Source organism: Amycolatopsis sp. ATCC 39116 (assembly GCF_000231075.2).
Lineage (GTDB): Bacteria > Actinomycetota > Actinomycetes > Mycobacteriales > Pseudonocardiaceae > Amycolatopsis_E > Amycolatopsis_E tucumanensis.
The window spans coordinates 122378-142078 of the sequence record NZ_AFWY03000004.1; the positions used below are offsets into that span (position 1 = coordinate 122378).

The 19701-nt window shown below is 71.8% G+C and carries 17 protein-coding genes; 5 read left to right on the forward strand and 12 right to left on the reverse strand.

What is annotated here, in order from left to right:
* Positions 1-247: 247 nt before the first annotated feature.
* The 4 genes from AMY39116_RS0306735 to AMY39116_RS0306750 are packed head-to-tail and all read right to left on the reverse strand — an operon-like array spanning position 248 to position 2703.
* Positions 248-664 carry a VOC family protein gene (locus tag AMY39116_RS0306735; RefSeq protein ID WP_020416934.1) on the reverse strand — a complete coding sequence of 139 codons (417 nt, stop codon included), beginning with the start codon at positions 662-664 and terminating at the stop codon, positions 248-250.
* A gap of 14 nt (positions 665-678) precedes the next feature.
* Entirely contained in the window at positions 679-1101 is a 423-nt protein-coding gene (locus AMY39116_RS0306740; protein ID WP_020416935.1) for a helix-turn-helix domain-containing protein, read from the reverse strand.
* Positions 1101-2495, reverse strand: coding sequence for an NAD-dependent malic enzyme (locus AMY39116_RS0306745; RefSeq protein WP_020416936.1), 1395 nt, complete (start codon positions 2493-2495; stop codon positions 1101-1103). Before AMY39116_RS0306745 ends, AMY39116_RS0306740 begins: the two co-directional genes overlap by 1 nt.
* A gap of 19 nt (positions 2496-2514) precedes the next feature.
* Positions 2515-2703, reverse strand: coding sequence for a hypothetical protein (locus AMY39116_RS0306750; protein WP_017985268.1), 189 nt, complete (start codon positions 2701-2703; stop codon positions 2515-2517).
* 87 nt (positions 2704-2790) lie between these two features.
* Between AMY39116_RS0306750 and AMY39116_RS0306755 the strand changes: the two genes are divergently transcribed.
* Complete coding sequence (locus tag AMY39116_RS0306755; protein WP_020416937.1) at positions 2791-5025, forward strand: helicase-associated domain-containing protein; 2235 nt, start codon at positions 2791-2793, stop codon at positions 5023-5025.
* Between the two features lie 23 nt (positions 5026-5048).
* Here the strand turns inward: AMY39116_RS0306755 and AMY39116_RS0306760 are convergent, their stop codons facing one another.
* The 6 genes from AMY39116_RS0306760 to AMY39116_RS0306785 form a co-directional block, all read right to left on the reverse strand.
* The gene (locus AMY39116_RS0306760; RefSeq protein ID WP_020416938.1) at positions 5049-5381 is read right to left on the reverse strand and encodes a DUF742 domain-containing protein; all 333 of its coding nucleotides are present in this window, start codon (positions 5379-5381) and stop codon (positions 5049-5051) included.
* 608 nt (positions 5382-5989) lie between these two features.
* Positions 5990-6415, reverse strand: a complete 426-nt coding sequence (locus tag AMY39116_RS0306765; RefSeq protein ID WP_017985271.1) for a roadblock/LC7 domain-containing protein — start codon at positions 6413-6415, stop codon at positions 5990-5992.
* 128 nt (positions 6416-6543) lie between these two features.
* Positions 6544-7152, reverse strand: coding sequence for an ATP/GTP-binding protein (locus tag AMY39116_RS0306770; protein WP_017985272.1), 609 nt, complete (start codon positions 7150-7152; stop codon positions 6544-6546).
* The gene (locus AMY39116_RS0306775; protein ID WP_020416939.1) at positions 7133-7849 is read right to left on the reverse strand and encodes a DUF742 domain-containing protein; all 717 of its coding nucleotides are present in this window, start codon (positions 7847-7849) and stop codon (positions 7133-7135) included. The genes AMY39116_RS0306770 and AMY39116_RS0306775 overlap by 20 nt, the downstream gene beginning before the upstream one ends.
* Positions 7850-7875: 26 nt before the next feature.
* Positions 7876-8328, reverse strand: coding sequence for a roadblock/LC7 domain-containing protein (locus tag AMY39116_RS0306780; RefSeq protein ID WP_017985274.1), 453 nt, complete (start codon positions 8326-8328; stop codon positions 7876-7878).
* The gene (locus tag AMY39116_RS0306785; RefSeq protein WP_235716073.1) at positions 8325-11255 is read right to left on the reverse strand and encodes a nitrate- and nitrite sensing domain-containing protein; all 2931 of its coding nucleotides are present in this window, start codon (positions 11253-11255) and stop codon (positions 8325-8327) included. Before AMY39116_RS0306785 ends, AMY39116_RS0306780 begins: the two co-directional genes overlap by 4 nt.
* Positions 11256-11745: 490 nt before the next feature.
* On the opposite strand from AMY39116_RS0306785, the gene AMY39116_RS0306790 reads away from it, so the two are divergent.
* From AMY39116_RS0306790 to AMY39116_RS42325, 3 genes are all read left to right on the forward strand, one after another.
* The gene (locus AMY39116_RS0306790; protein WP_020416941.1) at positions 11746-12675 is read left to right on the forward strand and encodes a glutamate ABC transporter substrate-binding protein; all 930 of its coding nucleotides are present in this window, start codon (positions 11746-11748) and stop codon (positions 12673-12675) included.
* A complete protein-coding gene (locus AMY39116_RS0306795) occupies positions 12672-13316 on the forward strand; it encodes an amino acid ABC transporter permease (RefSeq protein WP_020416942.1) in 645 nt (214 codons plus the stop codon). Before AMY39116_RS0306790 ends, AMY39116_RS0306795 begins: the two co-directional genes overlap by 4 nt.
* Before the next feature lie 613 nt (positions 13317-13929).
* A complete protein-coding gene (locus tag AMY39116_RS42325) occupies positions 13930-14826 on the forward strand; it encodes an amino acid ABC transporter permease (protein ID WP_020416943.1) in 897 nt (298 codons plus the stop codon).
* On the opposite strand, the gene AMY39116_RS0306805 is transcribed toward AMY39116_RS42325, so the two are convergent.
* Together AMY39116_RS0306805 and AMY39116_RS0306810 are read right to left on the reverse strand one after the other, a co-directional pair.
* On the reverse strand, positions 14735-17281 hold the full coding sequence (locus AMY39116_RS0306805; RefSeq protein ID WP_020416944.1) for a nitrate- and nitrite sensing domain-containing protein: 2547 nt from the start codon (positions 17279-17281) through the stop codon (positions 14735-14737). The two genes, AMY39116_RS42325 and AMY39116_RS0306805, sit on opposite strands and share 92 nt — an antisense overlap.
* Before the next feature lie 236 nt (positions 17282-17517).
* On the reverse strand, positions 17518-18156 hold the full coding sequence (locus AMY39116_RS0306810; protein ID WP_020416945.1) for a TetR/AcrR family transcriptional regulator: 639 nt from the start codon (positions 18154-18156) through the stop codon (positions 17518-17520).
* Between the two features lie 72 nt (positions 18157-18228).
* Here AMY39116_RS0306810 and AMY39116_RS0306815 point away from each other — a divergent pair, with 72 nt between their 5' ends.
* Positions 18229-19695, forward strand: a complete 1467-nt coding sequence (locus tag AMY39116_RS0306815; RefSeq protein ID WP_020416946.1) for an FAD-dependent monooxygenase — start codon at positions 18229-18231, stop codon at positions 19693-19695.
* Positions 19696-19701 lie beyond the last annotated feature (6 nt).

Below are 19701 nucleotides of genomic sequence, written 5' to 3' on the forward strand. Positions count from 1 at the left end.
CCACCCGGCCAAACCGGGCAACCGCCACCGGCCACCGCACACCACCTCACCTGGCCAGGCCGGGCGGCCGTCCCGCACCGGCCACCCCACACAACCTCACCCGGCCAGGCCGGGCGACCATCCCGCCGCCCGACCACCCCACACCACCTCACCCGACCAGGCCGGGCGCCGTCCCCCACCGGCCACCCCACACCACCCGACCAGGCCGGGCGACCATCCCGCCGCCCGGCCCGCCCCTGCGCCGCCGTCAGGCCGGCTGCGTGGGCTGGTTGATGCGGATCGCGTTGCCGAAGGGGTCCCGCAGGCCGCAGTCGATGCCGTACGGGCGCTCCGTCGGCTCCTGCGTGAACTCCACGCCCTTCGCCAGCAGCTCCTCGTACGTCTTGCGGCAGTCGTCCGTCGTCAGGCCGATCCAGCCGCCCGTCGCGCCCTTCGCGAGCAGCTCGCGCACCTGCTCGGCGGTCGCCTCGTCCATCGCGGGCGGGCCGGGCTTCTCCAGGAGGATCTCGCGCCCGGGCTCGCCGGGCACGCACACCGTCAGCCACCGCATGAAGCCGAGGTCCTGGTCGACCTTGACCTCCAGCCCGAGCTTCCCCACGTAGAAGTCGAGCGCCTCGTCCTGGTCGGTCACGAATATCTGGGAGAGAGTGATCGCGTTGAACATGTCCGCAACGCTAATCAGCGGGCCCCGCCCCTGGCTTCTCCGAAACTGCTCGGCCTCGTCCAGGCCATCGCGAAGCACGTGGGCGCCGCCACCGTCCCGGCGCCTGCTGCCCGGTACTCCGACGGCGACTGCCCCACGATCTCGCGGAAAGTGCGGCTGAACGTGCCCAGGCTGGTGAACCCCACGGCGAGGCAGATGTCGGTGATGCTGCGATCGCTCTCCCGCAGCATGAACATCGACCGCTCGACCCGCCTCCGCTGCAGGTACCGGTGCGGCGTCTCCCCGAAGGTGGCCCGGAAAGTGCGGATGAAGTGCGCCTCCGAGACGTGCACCATCCGGGCCAGGGCCGCGACGTCGAGGGGCTGCGCGTAAGCGCGGTCCATCGCGTCGCGGGCCCGCAGCATCCGCCGGTTCGACTCCTCGACGGCGCGGCTCATCAGCTCGTGGCGCCGGACTTCCGCGCCGCCGCCTTGACCGCCTCCGCGACGGCCGGGGCCACCGCCGAGTCGAACACGCTCGGCACGATGTAGGAGGCGTTGAGCCGGTCGTCGACCACGTCGGCGATCGCGTTCGCGGCGGCGAGCAGCATCTCGTCGGTGATCTCGTGCGCCTGGGCGTCCAGCAGACCGCGGAACACGCCGGGGAACGCGAGCACGTTGTTGATCTGGTTCGGGTAGTCGCTGCGCCCGGTGGCCACGACCGCGGCGTGCTTCTGCGCCTCGAGCGGGTCGATCTCCGGGTCCGGGTTGGCCAGCGCGAACACCACCGCGTCCGGCGCCATCGTCGCGACCTGCTCGGCCCCGAACAGGTTCGGCGCGGACACGCCGATGAACACGTCGGCGCCGACGAGCGCGTCGTGCAGCGTGCCGGACACGTTGTCCTTGTTCGTGTTCTCGGCCAGCCACCGCAGGTTGTCGTCCAAATCGGACCGGCCGAGGTGGACGATGCCGTTGATGTCGGCGGCGATGATGTCGCCCGGCTTCTTGTGCATGAGCAGCCGCATGATCGCCGAGCCCGCCGCGCCGGCGCCGCTCACCACGATCTTGCAGTCCTCGATCTCCTTGCCGACCACGCGCAGCGCGTTGCGCAGCGCGGCGACGACGACGATGGCGGTGCCGTGCTGGTCGTCGTGGAACACCGGGATGTCGAGCTGCTCGCGCAGCCGCTTCTCGATCTCGAAGCAGCGCGGCGCGGCGATGTCCTCGAGGTTGATGCCCGCGTACACCGGCGCGAGCGCCTTGACGATCTTGATGATCTCCTCGGTGTCCTGGGTGTCCAGGCACACCGGCCACGCATCGACGTCGGCGAACTTCTTGAACAGCGCCGCCTTGCCCTCCATCACCGGCAGGGCCGCGGCCGGGCCGATGTTGCCGAGGCCGAGGACGGCCGAACCGTCGGTGACGACCGCGACCGTGTTGCGCTTGATCGTCAGGCGCCGCGCGTCGGCCGGGTTGGCCGCGATCGCCTGGCACACCCGCGCCACGCCCGGCGTGTACGCGCGGGAGAGGTCGTCACGGTTGCGGAGCTGGACCTTCGGCGACACCGACAGCTTGCCGCCGAGGTGCATGAGGAAGGTGCGGTCGGAGACCTTGCGCACCCGCACGCCGGGCAGCGCGTCGAGGGCCTCGGTGACGACCTCGACGTGGTCGGCGTTGGAGACGTTCGCCGTGATGTCGACGACGATCGCGTCGGAGTGGGACTCGACGACGTCGAACGCGGTGAGCACGCCGCCGACCCGGCCCACCGCCGAGGTGAGGTCGCCCGCGGCGCTCGCCGACGGCGGCGCCTCGACACGAACGGTGATCGAATACCCGGGGCCGGGAACCGGCACGGCAGTAACCCCCTGCTGTCTACTTGTTGATCTCGGTCTCGGGGTGCACGTACGGCACGGTCTCGAGGGGGAACGTCACGTTCCCGAACGGCGACAGCGCGCCCTGGCGGTCCGCCGAGAGCTCGGTGACCGGGTGCTCGCCGTCCGGCAGATGCGGCCAGGTGGGGTCGATACGACCGCTCTTCTTGTCCTTGTCGCCCTTCGCCACTTCATCCTCCAGTGCTCGGCACCTACGGTCCCCAGTTTGCCTCACAGCCGCCCGAACCCGATGGTCAGGGCGGGTATCCTCGATGTGATGCCCGCGACCTCCCTTGCGGACTGGCTGCGGTCCGCGTCCGACGACGAGCTGGGCGCGCTCCTGCAGGCCAGGCGCGACCTGGCGACCCCGCCACCGTCCGACAGCACAGTGCTGGCCACCCGCGCCGGCACGGCCGGATCGGTCGCCAGGGCGATGGAGGACCTGGACACCTTCACCCTTTCCGTGCTCGACGCGCTGCTGGTCGCCGACGCGGACACCGAAGCCGTCCCGCTCGCCGCGATCAGCGAGCTGGTCGGCGCGGACGTCCGGCCCGCCGTGGACCGGCTGCGGTCGCGGGTGCTGGCCTGGGGCGACGACGACGCGGTCCGCGTCGTCCCCGCGGCGCGCGAGCTGGCCGGGCCGTTCCCGGCCGGGCTCGGCGCGTCGGCACCCGGGCTGGACGTCGAGTCCGCGCTCGCCGAGGTCGGTGACGACGAACGCGGCCTGCTCGGTGCCCTCGCCGCCGGCCCGCCCATCGGGCGTACCCGGGACGCGGCGGCCGAACCGTCGCTGGACGCGGGGGCGAAGCCGGTGCAGAAGCTGCTCGCCCGCGGGCTGCTGCTGCGCCGCGACGACGAGACGGTCGAACTGCCCCGCGAGGTGGCGATCGCCTTGCGCGGCGGCCGGATCTGCTCGCCGAAGGCGCTGCGCGAGCCGGAGCTGCCGACGCGCCCGCACCAGCAGTCCACAGTGGATGAGACGGCCGCCGGTGAGGCGATGGAGTTCCTGCGGCAGACCGAATCGCTGCTGACGCAGTGGTCGGAGCAGCCACCGCCGGTGCTGAAGTCCGGTGGTCTCGGGGTGCGGGAGCTGCGGAAGCTGGCGCGCGAACTGGACACCGACGACACCCGCGCCACGCTGCTGGCCGAGCTGGCGGCGGCGGCCGGGCTGGTCGCGGACAGCCAGAGCACCAGCCCGGAGTGGGTGCCGACGACACTGGCGGACTCGTGGCTGGCGTCCGAGCCGGCGCAGCGGTGGGTCATCCTCGCCGAGGCGTGGCTGGACCTGCCGCGGCTGCCCGCGCTGGCCGGTCAGCGCGACGTGAAGGACAAGCCGATCGTGCCGCTGTCCGACGAGCTGCGGCGGCCGCTGGCGCCGTCGGTGCGGCGGCGGGTGCTGGGCACGCTGGCCGAGCTGCCGCGTGGCGCGGGTGTGCAGGGCGCGGACGACCTGGTGGAGCTGCTCGCGTGGCGGGCGCCGCGGCGTGGCGGGCGGTTGCGGGACGAGGCGGTGCGGTGGACGTTCGCCGAGGCGTCCGTGCTGGGCGTGATCGCGCTCGGGGCGCTGACGACGGCGGGCGGGGCGTTGCTCGCGGGTGATCGCTCGGGCGCGCTGAACGCGGTGTACGACGCGATGCCGAAGCCGATCGGGTACGTGCTGGTGCAGGCCGATCTGACGGTGGTCGCGCCGGGGCCGCTGGAGATGGACCTGGCGACGGAGATCGCCGCGGTGGCCGACGTCGAGTCCGCCGGGCACGCGACGGTGTACCGGATCACGGAGGCGTCGGTGCGGCGGGCGCTGGACACCGGCCGGACCGCCGACGAGCTGCACGAGCTGTTCCGGAAGCGGTCGGCCACCGAGGTGCCGCAGTCGTTGACGTACTTGATCGACGACGTGGCGCGGCGGCACGGCAGGCTGCGCGGCGGGGCGGCGGGGTCATTCCTGCGGTGCGACGACGAGGTGCTGCTCGCGGAGGTGATGGGCAACTCCGTGTCGGGCGAGTACGAGCTGCGCCGGATCGCGCCGACGGTGCTGGTCAGCCCGTACCCGCTGGCCGAGGTGCTGGACGGGCTGCGAGCGGCCGGTTTCGCGCCGGCGGCCGAGGGTCCCGACGGGCGGGTGGTGGACCTGCGCCCGTCCGGCAGGCGGATCCCCGCGCGCCCCCGCACGGCGCGGCGGGTGGTGCCCGAACCGACCGGGTTGACCGGCGAGCAGGCCGCGTCGGTGGTCACGCACATCCGGGCGGGCGACCGGGCCGCGGCGAGCCGCAAGGGCACGGCGGTGCGCCTCCCGGGCGGCGGCGGAGGCTCCGACACGGCGGCGACGATGGCCCTGCTGGCCCGGGCGCACCGCGAGCAGCGGGAGGTCTGGATCGGCTTCGTGGACGCCCACGGAACGGCCAGCCAGCGAATCGTGACGCCGACCCACGTGGGCGGCGGAGTCCTGATCGGCCGGGATGATGAGCGGTATCCCCTGCACCGCATCACGTCGGCCGCCCTGGTGGACGACTGAGCCTTCTTTGGGGCGGCTGCGGCTCAGAGGCGTCGCAGGCCCTGGAGCACCCGGTCCATGAACTCGCGCGAGGAGCGGTCCCCGAAGGACAGCCCGGACTGGTGGATCAGCACCATCCCGGCCGCATCCAAATCGCTGACCAGCACCTTCACCACGTTGAGCGGCAGGTCGAGGTACGCGGCGATCTCCGCGATCGAGCGGGCCTCCGAGCACAGCGCGCAGATCCGTCGGTGCTGCACGCCCGTCACGGCCTGCGGCACGCGCCCGCGCTCGGTGGTAGAGACCAGCGCCTCCAGCGCCAGCTCGTAGTCCGGCCGGGTACGGCCTCCCGTGCGGGCGTACGGGCGCATCATCATCCGCGTCCGTACCGACGGTTCCGAGCCCCGCGTCTGCGCGGGCGGCACTCCAGCCCCGCGGGCGTCGACAGCAGTCCGAACGCCGACCGCGGCACCGGCCGTCGGCCAGCCGGCCTCCAGACCAGTCCGGGCGGCAGCGTCCAGATCGGCGCCGGAGGGCCAGTCGGCGTCGGGACCAGCCTGCCAGCCGGCACCGGCGTCCAGACCCGCGTCCCGGCTGCCACCAGCCTCAAAACCTGCGTGCCGGCCGCCCACGTCACGACCCGCGCGCCGGCCACCAGCCTCAACGCCCGCGTGCCGACCAGCGCCCGCGCCACTCAGCGATCCAGCACCAGCCCCACTGAGCGAAGCGCCTCCAACCCGCCCACCAGCACCGGCCCGCGACACGGCATCCGCATCAGACACAGTCGGCCAGCCGGCAGTCGTCCGGGAAGCGGCTCGTCCGACGCCGGGCGACGGCCGCACCGGCGTGCGCACCGGCAGCACCACAGGCTTCTTCGTCAGCACGAACCGCGCCGGTGAGTCGATCCCCTCGCGGTCGGTCCCCTGGTGCAGCCGGTCCCACGCATCCACCGCGGGCCGCCCGGCCCCCTGCGAAAGTCCCCGCATCAGCGCACGCCACCCTGGAGCTGGTTGCGCAGCTCCGGCGTCATCTGCATCCCGACGCGGTCGACCAGCAGCGTCATCTCGTACGCCACCGTCCCGATGTCGGAATTGGGCGCGGCCAGCACGGCCAGGCTCGACCCGTCGCTGATCCCCATCAGGAACAGGTACCCGCGCTCCATCTCGACCACCGTCTGGTTCACGAAGCCCGCTTCGAAGCACCGCGCGGCACCGGAGGTCAGGCTCACCAACCCGGACGCGACCGCGGCCAGCTGGTCCGCCCGGTCCTTCGGCAGGCCCTGCGACCCGGCCAGCAACAGACCGTCGGCGGAGACGACCACGGCGTGCGCCGCGCCCGGGACCCGTCGCACGAAGTCGGTGATCAGCCAGCCGAAGCCGAAGCCGCTCGACTGCTGTGCCGATGCCGTCATGTGCCTCCTCACCGGTCGAGCCTGTTCTGCGATTATTCCGACCAGGGTATTGCCGAACCCGGCCCTGTCGACCTGCCGCCCGGGGTGATCTCACATCGATTCACCCTTCCGGCGGCACGGTTACCCGATCACCCCGGTTGTAACGCGCGGTCCCGGTTGATCGCGTGCTCCACGACCGTGATCAGCACCTGCTTGGCCGACTCCTTCTCCCGCGCGTCGCAGGCGATGATCGGCACCGACTCGGAGATCGTCAGCGCGTGGCGGACGTCCTCGATCTGGTGGTGCAGCAGCCGGTCGAAGCAGTTGATCGCCACGATGTAGGGCAGCTTCCGGTTCTCGAAGAAGTCGATCGAGGGGAACGCGTCCGCCAGCCGCCGGGTGTCGACCAGCACGACTGCGCCGATCGCGCCGACCGCGAGGTCGTCCCACATGAACCAGAACCGGTGCTGCCCCGGGGTGCCGAAGACGTACAGCACGAGGTCGTCGCCGAGCGAGAGCCTGCCGAAGTCCATCGCGACCGTCGTCGTCGCCTTGTTGGGCGTGGCGGTCGTGTCGTCCACCGACACGCTGGCCTCGGTCATCACCGCCTCGGTGGTCAGCGGATCGATCTCCGAGACCGCGCCGACCAGGGTCGTCTTGCCCGCACCGAAGCCGCCGGCGACCACGATCTTGGCCGACTGCGTCGGTCCCGTCGCGGCCGACGTGTTCGCGTCGGAGTCAAATTCTCCGAAGCCCACTGAGCACCCTCTCCATGAACTCGATACTGGGACGATCGCCGACGACCGACGTCGTGGAATGGACCAGGACCAGGCCGAGATCGACGGCGTCGCCGATCAGCACCCGCGCGACCCCCAGCGGCATGCGCAGGTACGCCGCCACCTCGGCCACGGAGCGCGTGTCCAGGCACAGTCCGCAGATGGACCGGTGCTCGGGCACCCGCACCCGGTCGAGCATCCGTCCCCGCTCGCTGGTCGAGACGAGTGCTTCGATCGCCAAATCGTAGCTGGGACGTGTCCGCCCGCGCGTCCGGAAGTACGGCCGGACCAGACCGGAGGTCTCCTCCGCCGCCACCGGCGCGGGCACCGGCGGGAAGCTCGGGTGGCTCTCCGCGGCCGGGTTGGGCCGCAGCTCGCCTGCCGGGGCCAGCGGCCCGCCCGAGTCGCCGAACAGGTCCGCCGCCGGACCGGACAGCAACCGGTCGCCGCTGATCTCCGGGTATTCGGTCGCCCCGTAGCCCGGTGGCTCCGGGTCGCTCAGGGTACTGGACCGCTTCTCGCCCGCGGCGGCCCGGCGCAGGCGCCAGGCGCGGTCGACCTTGGCCCGGAACGTGCTCCAGTCCTCGGTCCGCGCCGCCTGAGCCTCGTCCGGCCAGGCGGTTTCGGCGTCGTCGTCCAGCCGTCCCGAGCCCACGCCCGTCGGCTGCCCACCGTCCACTGCAGTCCCTCTCGTGCCCGGCGCGCTCAACCGCGCGCGGCTCCCTGGAGCTGTGCCCGCATCTCGGGCGTCATCTGCTGACCGACCCGATCCACCAGAAGCGTCATTTCGTACACCACGAGGCCGATGTCGCTGTCGGGGGACCCCAGAACCGCGAGGCAGGACCCGTCCGAAACCGACATGAGGAACAGGAAGCCGTTGGCCATCTCGACCACCGTCTGAGCCACGGGCCCGCCCTCGAACACCTTCGACGCGCCCCGTGCCAGGCTGGTCAGCCCCGACGCCACCGCGGCCAGCTGGTCCGCGCGGTCCTTCGGCAGCCCCCGGGACGCGGCGAGCAGCAGCCCGTCCGCCGACACCACGACGGCGTGCGCCGCACCGGGCACCCGGTGCACGAAGTCCGTGATCAGCCACGCGAAGCCGTTCCGCGGCGCCTGCGGCGTGGAGCCTCCCGGCTGCAGCGATCCCGCCCGTGTCACTCCTCACTCCTCACTGCCTCGTCCGGCGGGGTGGTTCCCCCGCCACTCACCGGATCACCCTGGTCATAGGGGCCCGGCGTGCTCTCCTGCAGCGCGTGCCGGCCACTCACGTAGCCGCGCTGGAAGCTCGCCATGCGTTCCCGCGCCGCCTCGGCGGAGCGGGCGAGCGCGCCCTGCCCCGGCCTGCCGACGGTCGTGTCGGTGAAGGCGTCGGTCTCGCCCACCGGGATCGAACCGGGGACGAGGTGCGCGTTCGGCACCCGCTTCGGCAGCCCGGCCGGAGTGATCTCCTCCTCCCGCGACTCGAGCAGGGATTGCGCCGCGCGCCAGCCCTCATCGGACACACTGTGCCAAAGATCGGCGCTTTTGTCGTCGGCCTCGGGGGCTTCCTCGGCCGCCGCGGGGGGTTCCTCCTCGAGCTCGCCGCTCACCGAGGCGGGGTCCTCCCCCTCCGCACTGAACCACCTCGACACAACCGACTGGTAGATCGGCAGCCGCTTCGTCGGCACGTCGTCGTCGAAGATGCTCTCGTTCGACGGCGGCTCCTCCGCAGGCTGCTCGGTGACCGGCACGTACTGCGGCTCGCGCTTGGGCAGCGCCAGCGACCCGAAGTGGTTCGGCTGCTCCTCCGGCTGCGGCGGGGTGAGGCCGTTCGGCGACGGCTCCTCGGCACGCGGCTTGCCCCGGCTCAGGTAGGCCGCGTCGGTCGAGCCGGCGACCAGGTCGTCGAGGCTGATCGGCTGGTCGAGGGGCCGCAGCACCCCGGTCTCGGCCTCCTGGGCCGGCTCGCGGCGCGACAGGTTCGACGGGGTGCGCTGGGCCGGGACCGGCGGCAGGTTCGGCGACGAGGTCTCCGCGGGCCGGGGCATCGGCTCCCGCGCGACGGGGCCGAGCAGGTCCGGCGGCACGACGATGCGGGCGATCACGCCGCCGTCGATGTCCTCGTTCTCCCGCAGGCGCACCTCGATGCCCTGCCGCTGGGCCAGTCGCGCGACCACGTACAGGCCCATCCGCCGGGTCACCGACACGTCCAGGTCCGGCGGGTCGGCGAGGCGCCGGTTGGCCTCGGCGATCTGCTCGGGCGACATGCCGACACCGCGGTCGGTGATCTGGATGGCCAGCGCCTTCTTGCGCGTGACCACGGCCCGGACGCTGACCTTCGTCTCCGGCTCGGAGAAGTAGGTGGCGTTGTCCAGCAGCTCGGCGAGCAGGTGCACCAGGTCGTGCACGGACGGGCCGCGCACCGCGACCTCGGGGATCGCGCCGACGTCGACCCGCGCGTACTGCTCGATCTCGGACACCGCCGCGCCGATCACGTCCGCGGCGGAGACCGGTTTGGGCATCGACTTGCTCAACCCCGCGCCGGAGAGCACCAGCAGGCTCTCGCCGTTGCGGCGCAGCCGGGTCGCCAGGTGGTCCAGCTCGAACAGGCTCGCGAGGTGGTCGGGGTCCTGCTCGTCGGCCTCCAGCAGGTCGATCACCGCGAGCTGGCGCTCCACCAGCCGCTGCGACCGGCGCGAGAGGTTTACGAAGATGCCGTTGACGTTGTCGCGGAGCAGGGCCTGCTCGGCGGCGAGGCGGACGGCCTGGCCGTGCACCACGTCGAAGGACCTGGCGACCTGCCCGATCTCCTCGGTGGTGTGGACCGGCACCGGCTCGATCGCCTTGGCGGCGGCCGCGGCCGGGTCGGCCTCGCGCATGATCCGCTCCACCGCGTCGGGCAGGTGCACCTCGGCGACCTGCAGGGCGGTCGAGCGCAGTGTCCGCAGCGGCCGGATCAGCGAACGCGCCACGACGTACATCAGCGTGAGCACCAGCAGGAGCCCGGCGAGGATGATCGCGACCGTGATCAGCAGGTTCTGCTGCTGTGCGCTGATCAGCCCTTCGGTGTAGGTCCTGGCGTCGTCGAGCAGCCGGTTCTGGACCTGGCTGATCAGGTCGAGCGTCTGCGACGAGGACTGCGCGACCGCGCCCGGGTCGATCGCCAGCGCGAGCGGCGGGTTCGCCTGTGCGCGCAGCAACGCCAGCTGCTGCAGGGTGAACCGCTGGGAGACCTGCGGGCCGGACAGGGTGGTCGAGTAGTCCAGCTGGGCCTGCGGGGTGGCGACGGCGTTGAACCGGTCGATGGCGGCGACCAGGTTCGACTGCGCGGTGGTGAGGTTCTTCAGCTCGGCCGGGTCGAACCTGCCGCGGATCGCGGCGCTGCGCAGGTAGGAGTTCTGCTGCGCGGAGAACTCCTTGGCGTCGGCGAGGAAGCCGAGCGCCTCGTGCCGGTCCTGCAGGCCCTGGTCGGTGATGTCGGCGTCGAACTCGTCGGCGATCAGCTGCAGCGCGTCGATGACCCCGGTGTAGCCGGCCTGCGCGGCGAGGCTCGGGAAGTCCGCGGCCCCCGCCGAGGAGCGCAGCTGGCTCAGGCCGTCGAGCCGGGCGAGGCCCTGCTGGTAGCGCGCGGACGTGGCGTCGTCGCTGATCGCGGCGACCTCGCTGACCGCGCCGCGCACGGTGTCGGCCGCGTTCTCCGCGGTGCTGATGGCGTCGTCGAGCTCGGCCCGGTCGGCCGGACGGCCGGAGGCGATCCAGGCCGACATCGCGTCCCGCTCGCGCTGCAGCGCGTCGACCTCGGCGGCGACCTTCTGGCTGAGTTCGATGCGTTGTTCGGCGTGCTGGTAGACGGTCATCGTGTCGAAGCTGTCGTACACGCGCAGGCCGGCCAGGGACAGCGCGGCGGCGGTCGGCACGGCGACCACCGCGGCGATCTTGGCGTTGACGCGCCAGTTCGCGAGACCGCGGACCCGACGGCCGCCGTCACCACCGGTCGATGCTCCGATCGCGTTGTCCTGCGCGCCGACGTCGTTACTCTGCGCGACAGGCGACTCCGCCGGGGACACTGCCTTGCGACCGCGCTCCCCGCTCGTGGGCTGGGGCACCGAGGACTTCCTTCCCGGTTCGAGCTGTCCAGTTTCCGCGTTTCCGCGCTCGGGTTCCACGCCATGAGAACCAGGACGTGAATGGTTAACACGGGGCCACCCGATTGGGGGTAGAGGCTATCGGCTGCCGGGATGAAAGGGAAGCCGGGCAGATGCCTCTCACCACGAACTTTAGCGGTCACCCCGGTGACGAATTCTCACCAACTGTCTCAGGAACAGAGCGACTGCACGTCACGCTGCGTGCAGTCGCAGGGCCCTTGTCCAGTGTTACCTATCTCACTATCCGGAAGGCGGGACAGGCCTGTGACACGTTGCCCGGAAATGTCCCACAGTGCCCCCCGGAACCTCACAGGGGCTTGACGCGGCCGTTGGAACTGCACGATCCTGCGCCTTACCTCGTGATCTACTGCCACCCGTTCGGGTACCCCTTGCGTCACCGAGAGTAGATAGGGGCGACAGGCTCCACTTCCAGGAGGGATCCGGCCACACCATGACGGCTTCGACACGGCGACGGCGCCTCGCGGTCCTGCTCACGGCGGTCGCGCTCGGCGCGGTGACCGCCTGCACCTCGAGCGGGGGCGCGGTACCGGACAGCGGCGGGAGCGCGGACCAGGAGCAGAGCCTCCTCGACCGCGCGCCGGTGGCGTCCGACGCGGACCTCGCGATCAGCCCGACGGCGCAGGCGATCAAGCAGCGCGGGCAGATCCTCATCGGCAGCCAGCTGGACACGCCGCTGCTGTCCCAGCAGAACCCGACGACCGGCCAGACCGAGGGGTTCGACGCGATCCTCGGCCGGTTGCTGGCGAAGTACATCCTGGGCCGGCCGAACGTCAAGATCGTCAATTCCACCTCGCAGATCCGCGAGGCGTTGCTGCAGAACAACACCGTCGACGTGGTTCTGCACACCTATTCGATCACCCCCGCCCGCGCGGAGAAGGTGTCCTTCGCCGGGCCGTATTTCGTGTCCGGGCCCGCGATCATGACGCGCAAGGGCGATTCGAGCGTCACCAAGCCCCAGGACCTGAAGGGCAAGCGGGTGCTGGCGGTGACGAACTCGACCGGCTCGGCCATGGTCCAGCAGTTCGAGCCGGCGCAGGTGATCACGCTGAGCACGAACTCGGAGTGCGTGACGGCGCTGGAGCAGGGGCGCGGCGACGCGTACGTGAACGACCTGACGCAGCTGGCCGGGAACGCGCAGACGAACGACAAGGTGCAGATCGTCAGCGGGACCTTCGGGCAGGACCCGTACGGCATCGGCATCCACCACGGCGACGAGACGTTCAAGCGGTTCGTCAACACGTGGCTGGAGAAGATCCAGGCCGCGGGGCTGTGGCAGGAGGCGTACAAGCAGACGCTGGGGTCGGTCATCCCGGGTGACGCGCCTGTTCCGCCCAAGACGGGTTCCGTCCCGGGCTCGTGACCGGGTGGGGCGATCACCTCGGGGAATTCGCCGAGGGCGCGCTGAACACGGTGCTGCTCACCGTGTTCAGCGCTGTTGGCGCCGTGGTGCTCGCGGTGGTCATCACCGCATTCCGGATTTGCCCGGTTCGCCCGCTGCGGGCTTTTGGCACCGGTTACGTCGAGTTGTTCCAGAACATTCCGCTCGCGGTGTGGCTGGTGCTGTTCGTATTCGGCCTGCCGACGGTGGGAATCCGGTTCGAACTGTTCACGACGGCCATCCTCGCGACCGCGTTGTACATGGCTTCGTATTACGCGGAAACACTGCGGGCCGGCGTGAACGGCGTGGAGCGAGGCCAAGCCGAGGCGGCGCGCGCACTGGGACTCGGCTTCGGACAGTCACTGTCGGCGGTGGTGCTGCCGCAGGCGCTGCGCACGATCATCCAGCCGCTCGGGAACGTCACCATCCAGATGCTGATGAACACCGCCCTGGCCGCGGCGGTCGGAGTGGTCGAACTGACGGAGGCGACGAACAGGGTCAACCTCGCGCTGGCGGAGCCGCTGCCGCTGTACATCGGCGCGGGGGTTTGCTACGCCGTGCTGGCGCTGGTGATCTCCACAGGGGCCGGCGTGCTGGACCGGAAGCTGGCGATCCCGAGGTGAGAGGGGTGGCGACGGCTGCGCTGGGCACGGCGGGCGCGATGGGTGCGCCGGGCACGGCGGGCGCGATGGGTACGCCGGGCACGGCGAGCACGGCGGCGGTTCGTTTGAAGGAGACCGCGCCAATTGGTGGAATCATCAGCGCCACACGACTGACTCAACCGACGCGCGACCGGCCCAGCCGCCACACGACCCGCGCAGTCGCACGCTCCGCCGCGCCGCCGTGCCGCCCACCCAGGCAGGCTGCCCCAGCCGGTCCGCCCAGCCACGTCAGCCGGCCCGCCCATCCTCACCCGCCGCGCCACCAGCCCAGCCAGGCCACGCCAGCCGGTCCACCCCAGCCACGTCAGCCGGCCGCCCAGCCTCACCCGCCGCCACGCCACGCCAGCCGCCCAGCACGCCAGCGGGCCCGCCCAGCCTCACCCGCCGCCGCGCCACGCCACGCCAGCCGCCCAGCCGCGCCGGCAGGCCCGCCCAGTCACACCCACCGCCGCGCCACGCCAACGCCACCGGCCCAATCGCAGCGGCACGACCTACCCACTCACCCGCCCGCGCATGAACCGTCCGACCACCGCTCCACGAGAGGGCCAATCGTGCTGAAACAGGCAGGCCGGCCATGACCTCCGTGCTCTTCGACGATCCCGGTCCGCGCGCCCGGCGGCGCATCCGCATCGCCACCGTGGTCGCGGTCCTGGCTGGTCTTGTGCTCGTCGTGCTGGCGGTGCGGCAGTTCGCGATCAACGGGGAGCTCTCGGCGGAGCGCTGGGCGCCCTACGGCTCCTGGCCCATGTGGCGCTACCTCCTCGGCGGCCTCGGCGGCACGGCCCTCGCCGCGGTGCTGGCCATTGCCATCGCGGTGGCGGCCGGGCTCGTGCTCGCCTTCGGGCGCATCTCCCGGCACGCCGTGGTCCGCGCGCCGGCCCGGGCGTACGTCGAGGTCGTCCGCGTCGTCCCGCTGCTCCTGCTGATCTACTTCGCCATGTTCGCGCTGCCCCGGTACGGCCTGGACCTGCCGCTGCTCTGGAAACTCGTCCTGCCGATCGCGGTGTCCCGCGCGGCCCAGTTCGCCGAGATCTTCCGCAGCGGCTTCCGCTCACTCGAAGCCGGCCAGGGCGAGGCCGCGGCCGCGCTCGGGATGCGGCCCTCCCAGTCGATGCGGTACGTGATCTTCCCGCAGGCCATCCGCCGCGTGGTGCCCGCGCTCATCAGCCAGGCCGCCGGCGTCGTCAAGGACACCTCGCTCGGGATCGTCGTCAGCTACGCCGAACTCCTGCAGAGCGGCAAGGTCCTCGCCGGCTACAACCGGCTCCTGATCCAGACCTACCTGATCATCGCGCTGCTCTACTTCGCGATCAACTACGCCCTGTCCCGCCTGGCCCGCGCGATCGACGCCCGGCAGCGGCTCGCCGGGATCGAACCCGTCAGCTCTCCCGCGCGTCGCGGGCTCGGGCGAACCCGTTCTGCAGCCGCGACATCCGGTGACGAACCTCGTCGGGATCGAGTGAGAGCGTAGGCGGGTCGAACGAGTCGGGCCGCCGCCGCACCTGCTGCGGGAAGTCCGGCGCCTTCCCGTCCACCTCGTCGTCGTCCGCCGACGGCCACTCCGGCTCGGCCGGCCAATCCGGCTGCCCGTTGCCCGCGACGTCGCGCCGGATCGGCCAGTGCTCGCCCGTCGTGAACCACCGCGACAACACCGCCTGGTACGCCGGCATCCGCTCGGTCGGCTCCTCGTCCTCCGGCGGGAAGGCGTCGTTGTCCGCCGTCGGCCAGTCGACCCGGTCCTCGGTGCGCGCGCGGCGCGGCTCGTCCCGCACCACCGGGATCAGCACCGTGTCGTCCGGCTCCGGCTCCGGCTCCGGTTCCGGCTCGGGCTCGGTTTCTGGCGGCGGCTCGGGCAGCGGGATCGGCTTGAGCGACGGCAGCGAAACCGGCACCGGCGGCGGCTCGGGAGCGGCCACCGGCGCGGGCAGCGGCTCCGGCACCGGCGCCACGTTCTCGATCACCAGCCCCGCAGGGACGACGACCGTCGCGACCAGCCCGCCACCGTCCGCCGACCGCAATCGCACCTGGATGTCGTGCCGCTTCGCCAGCGTCGCGACCACGAACAGGCCCATCCGCCGCGACACCTCGACGTCCACCGCGGGCGGGTTCGCCAGTCGCTTGTTGGCGCGGTCGATCTCCGGCTGCGGCATGCCCGCGCCCTGGTCGGTGATGTGCACGTGCCAGGCGCCGTCCTCGGCGAGCGAGCTGACCACCGTCACCGTCTTGTCCGACGGCGAGTAGAGGGTCGCGTTCTCCAGCAGCTCGGACACGACGTGCACCAGGTCGTTGCACGCCTCGCCGCGGATCGCGATCTCCGGCATCGCGGTCAGCTCGATCCGCTGGTAGTGCTCCACCTCGGACAACGCCGCGCCGATGATCTCCTCGGCGGCCACCGGTTCGGCCTTCTCGTCACCGAAGTCGTGCCCGGACAGGACGAGCAGGTTCTCGCTGTTGCGGCGCATCCGCGTCGCGAGGTGGTCGAGTTCGAACAGGCCGCCGAGGGTCTCCGGGTCCTGCTCGTCCGCCTCCATCCGGTCCAGCACGGCCAGCTGCCGTTCGACCAGGTCCTGGCTGCGCTTGGACAGGTTCACGAACATCGCGTTGATGTTCTCCCGCAGAAGCGCCTGCTCACCGGCCAGCCGCACCGCCTGCCCGTGCACGGCGTCGAACGCGCGGGCGACCTGGCCGACCTCCTCACGCGTGAACACCGGCACCGGCGCCACACCGCGGTGCGCGGTCATGAAGTCCGGATGCGGGTCGGCGAGGATCTCGTCCACCGCCGCGGGCAGCCGGTGCTCGGCGACGTCGAACGCGTTGTTGCGCAGGATCCGCAGCGGCCGCAGCAGCGATCGCCCGATGACCACGGCGAGCACCGCGCACAGCAGCAGCACCCCGAAGACCACCGCCGCGTTGACGATCGCCGAGCGCCGGGCGTCGGTGGCGAGCGCGTCGCACCGCTGCTGCGTCTGCACCTGCAGGGTCTGCTGGAACTGGTAGGCGAGGTCGATGGTCCCGGTGATCGCCTGGTCCCACTGGCGGGAGTCGAGGCCGGACAGGCTCTGCCCGTTCTCCGTCCTGGTGATGGCCAGCTCGAAGAGCGCGTTCGCCGACTGCACGGCCGGTCCGGCGACGGTCTGCTCGTAGGAGCGCTGCTCGGCCGCGGTGGCGAACTTGCGGTAGTCGTTCTGCGCGGCGGCGAGCTGGGCGTCCGCGCCGAGGAGCTTCCGCAGCCGGTCGTCGGAGACCTCGCCCTCCGCGAACGCCTGCCCGAGCACCGCGCGCTTGACCGACATCTGGTCCTTCACGCGGGCGAGCGCGTTGGCGGCCAGCCGAAGCCGCGCGACCTCGGCGTCCGCGATCTCGGCGACGGCCTGGTCCGACAGGTCGAGGACACCCGAGATGAGGTCGCTGTAGGAGGTCAGGATCGAATCCGCCGACGAGTTCGAGAACTCACCCGAGTAACGCAGTCCTGGCAGTGCGTCGAGCCGGGACTGGGCTTCCTTCAGCCCCGCGGCGCTGGCCGGGGAGAGCCGCGACTGCTGGGCGGCGAGTTCGCGCGCGAACGCACCGGCGGCCTGGTCCACGCGGGTGCGCTGGTCCCGCACGTCGCTGAGCCCGTTCCGTCGCTGCCCGGCGACGTACCGCACGGTGACGTCACGCTCGCGCTGCAGTTCGTTGACCACCGCGTTGACGCCCGCATCGACACGAGCGTGCGCGGCGAGCTCGGCCAGCTGTTCCGCGTGCCCGAGGTCGGAGCGCACGTGGAGGGTGATGAGCGCCAGCACGGTCAGCATCGGGATGAGCAGGACGGCGATCAGCTTCGTGCGCAGCCGCCAGTTCCGCAGCCGCCACCGGCTGCCTGCCCTGTTGTCCGGCCGCCGGTCCAGCGCCTCACCGCTCTCGGGACGCTTGTGCCGCCGGGCCACCTGACTTCCTTCTCTAGCCGTTCTGCCGGACTCGGATCGGCACCGGCTGGGTCGCCAACCCCGGAGAGGGTAGCGACCCCGGACACACGCGCCCCGTCCGCGCTACTCGTGAAGAGGTCCGCCGGGCGATCGTATTGGCCCGGGAGCGCGGCTTCCACCCACCAGCCGAAATCTTTCGCTGGGCAAGACGTCCGACACTCCCCGTGTCGTTCCCCCGCTGTGGCCTTCGCCACGATCTACCACGCGCCGAGCCTGCCGAAGCCACTGTCCAGCAGCCTGAACGCCTCGTCCGCGTCCGCCCTGGCCTGCGGAAACACCTCGTCGGCCGACCGGCCGGACGCGATGGACCGGTGGTTCTCGCGCGCCAGGGCCCACAGCACCGAGACGATCGCCGCCGCGGCCACCCGCGCCTCGCCGGGCCCCACCCCGGCAGTGTCCGCCAGGGCGTCTGCCAAGGCCTCCTCCGCCGCCTGGTTGAACTCGAGCATCCGCGCGAGCAACGCCTGCGTGGCGAAGATCATCCGGTACAGCGCGAGGATCTCCGGGGCGTCGTTGAGCCCGGTGATCGGGTCCCGCCGGTCGAGCCCGTCGAAGAAGTGGTCCCGGAGTGCCTCCAGCGGCGTCCGGTCGCCCGGACGTCCCCGGACCACCCGGGCGCTTTCCGTCTCGTGGTCGGCGAACCGGTGGACGACCAGCGACTCCTTCGTCGGGAAGTAGGCGAACAGGGTGCGTCGCGAAACCTCCGCCACGTCGGCGATCTGCGCGATGGACACCTGGTCGAACCCGTGCTCGAGGAACAGGCGGATCGCGGCGCTGGAGATCGCCTCGCGAGTGCGCTGCTTCTTCCGCTCGCGAAGTCCGGCCGGCTCGGTCATCACCCCAGACTACCAACTCCCTTCACTCGGTAGTAATTTGCATTCAGTCTACTTTTGCACTCAGGAGGATCCATGGACGCCGACGTCGTCATCGCCGGAGCCGGACCGACCGGCCTCGCCCTCGCTCACGAACTCGCGCTGGCCGGAGTCGGAACCGTGGTCGTCGAACCACTGACCGACCGGATCGAGCAGACCAAGGGCGGCACGATCCAGCCCCGGACTGCCGAACTGCTCGAACAGCGCGGCCTGCTCGACGCCATGCGGGACCGCGCCCACGAACGCGAACCGGTGGGCGGTCACTTCGCCACCCTGCCGGTCCCGCTCGACTACTCGTCCTGGCCGACGCGGCACCCCTTCCCCCTTTCCATTCGCCAGGACCTCGTGGAAGAGGTCCTGGAACAAGCCGCCCTCGCCCGTGGCGCGGAACTGCGGCGCGGACAGCCGGTCACCGGCGTCGCGCAGGACACCGAAGGCGTCACGGTCACCGCCGGCGACGACACGCTTCGCGCCTGCTACCTCGTCGCCTGCGACGGCGCGCACAGCCGCGTCCGCAAGCTGCTCGGCCTGTCCTTCCCCGGCCGGCCCGGCACCTTCCAGGCCGTGCTGGCCGAAATCCGGCTCGCCTCGGCGTCCGCGCTGGTGCCCCGGCGCGCCGGCCATATCAGCGACCTGACTCGGCACACCGGCGGCTACTGGTCGATGCTCGTCCCGGTCGGCGGCGACCGCTACCGATTCACCTTCGGCCGCGAGGACCAGTCCACCGCCCACGGCCCGGTGACGGACAACGAGATCACCGACGCCCTGACCGCGGTCTACGGCCAGGACACCGAGCTCGCGCGCGTCCTCACCGCGTCCCGGTGGAGTGACGCGACCCGGCAGCTGGAGCGGTACCGGCATGACCAGATCCTGTTCGCGGGGGATGCGGCGCACATCCATCCGCCACTGGGCGGCCAGGGCCTGAACCTCGGCGTGCAGGACGCCGTCAACCTCGGCTGGAAGCTGGCGGCCACCGTGCACGGCTGGGCCCCGGACGACCTGCTGGACACCTACCAGGAGGAACGGCATCCGGCGGCGGCCCGCGTGCTCCACCACACCTCGGCCCAGCGCGTGCTCGCCGTGCCGAACCCGTCCGAAGACGTCGCCGCGCTGCGCGACATCTTCACCGACCTCCTGCGACTGCCCGACACGAACCACTACCTGGCCGGGATGATGTCCGGTTTGGACGCCGCGGGCCGGGTGCCCGACGCCGACCTGCGCACCGGCGCCGGAAGCACCCGCCTGTCGGCGCTCCTGCGCTCCGGCCGCGGCCTGCTGCTCGACCTCACCGGCGGCCACCCACTGCCGCCGGGCTGGTCCGATCGCGTCGACCGGGTCCGGGCCGAACCGGACCACCAGCTCACCGAGTCCGCCCTGCTGATCCGGCCGGACGGCTACCGGTGCTGGACCCCGGACGGCGGTCCCCTGGACACCGCGCTGACCCGCTGGTTCGGCGCCCCCGCCGATGACCAGCACGGCTCGGCCTCCCGCAACGCCGTATAAAGGAAG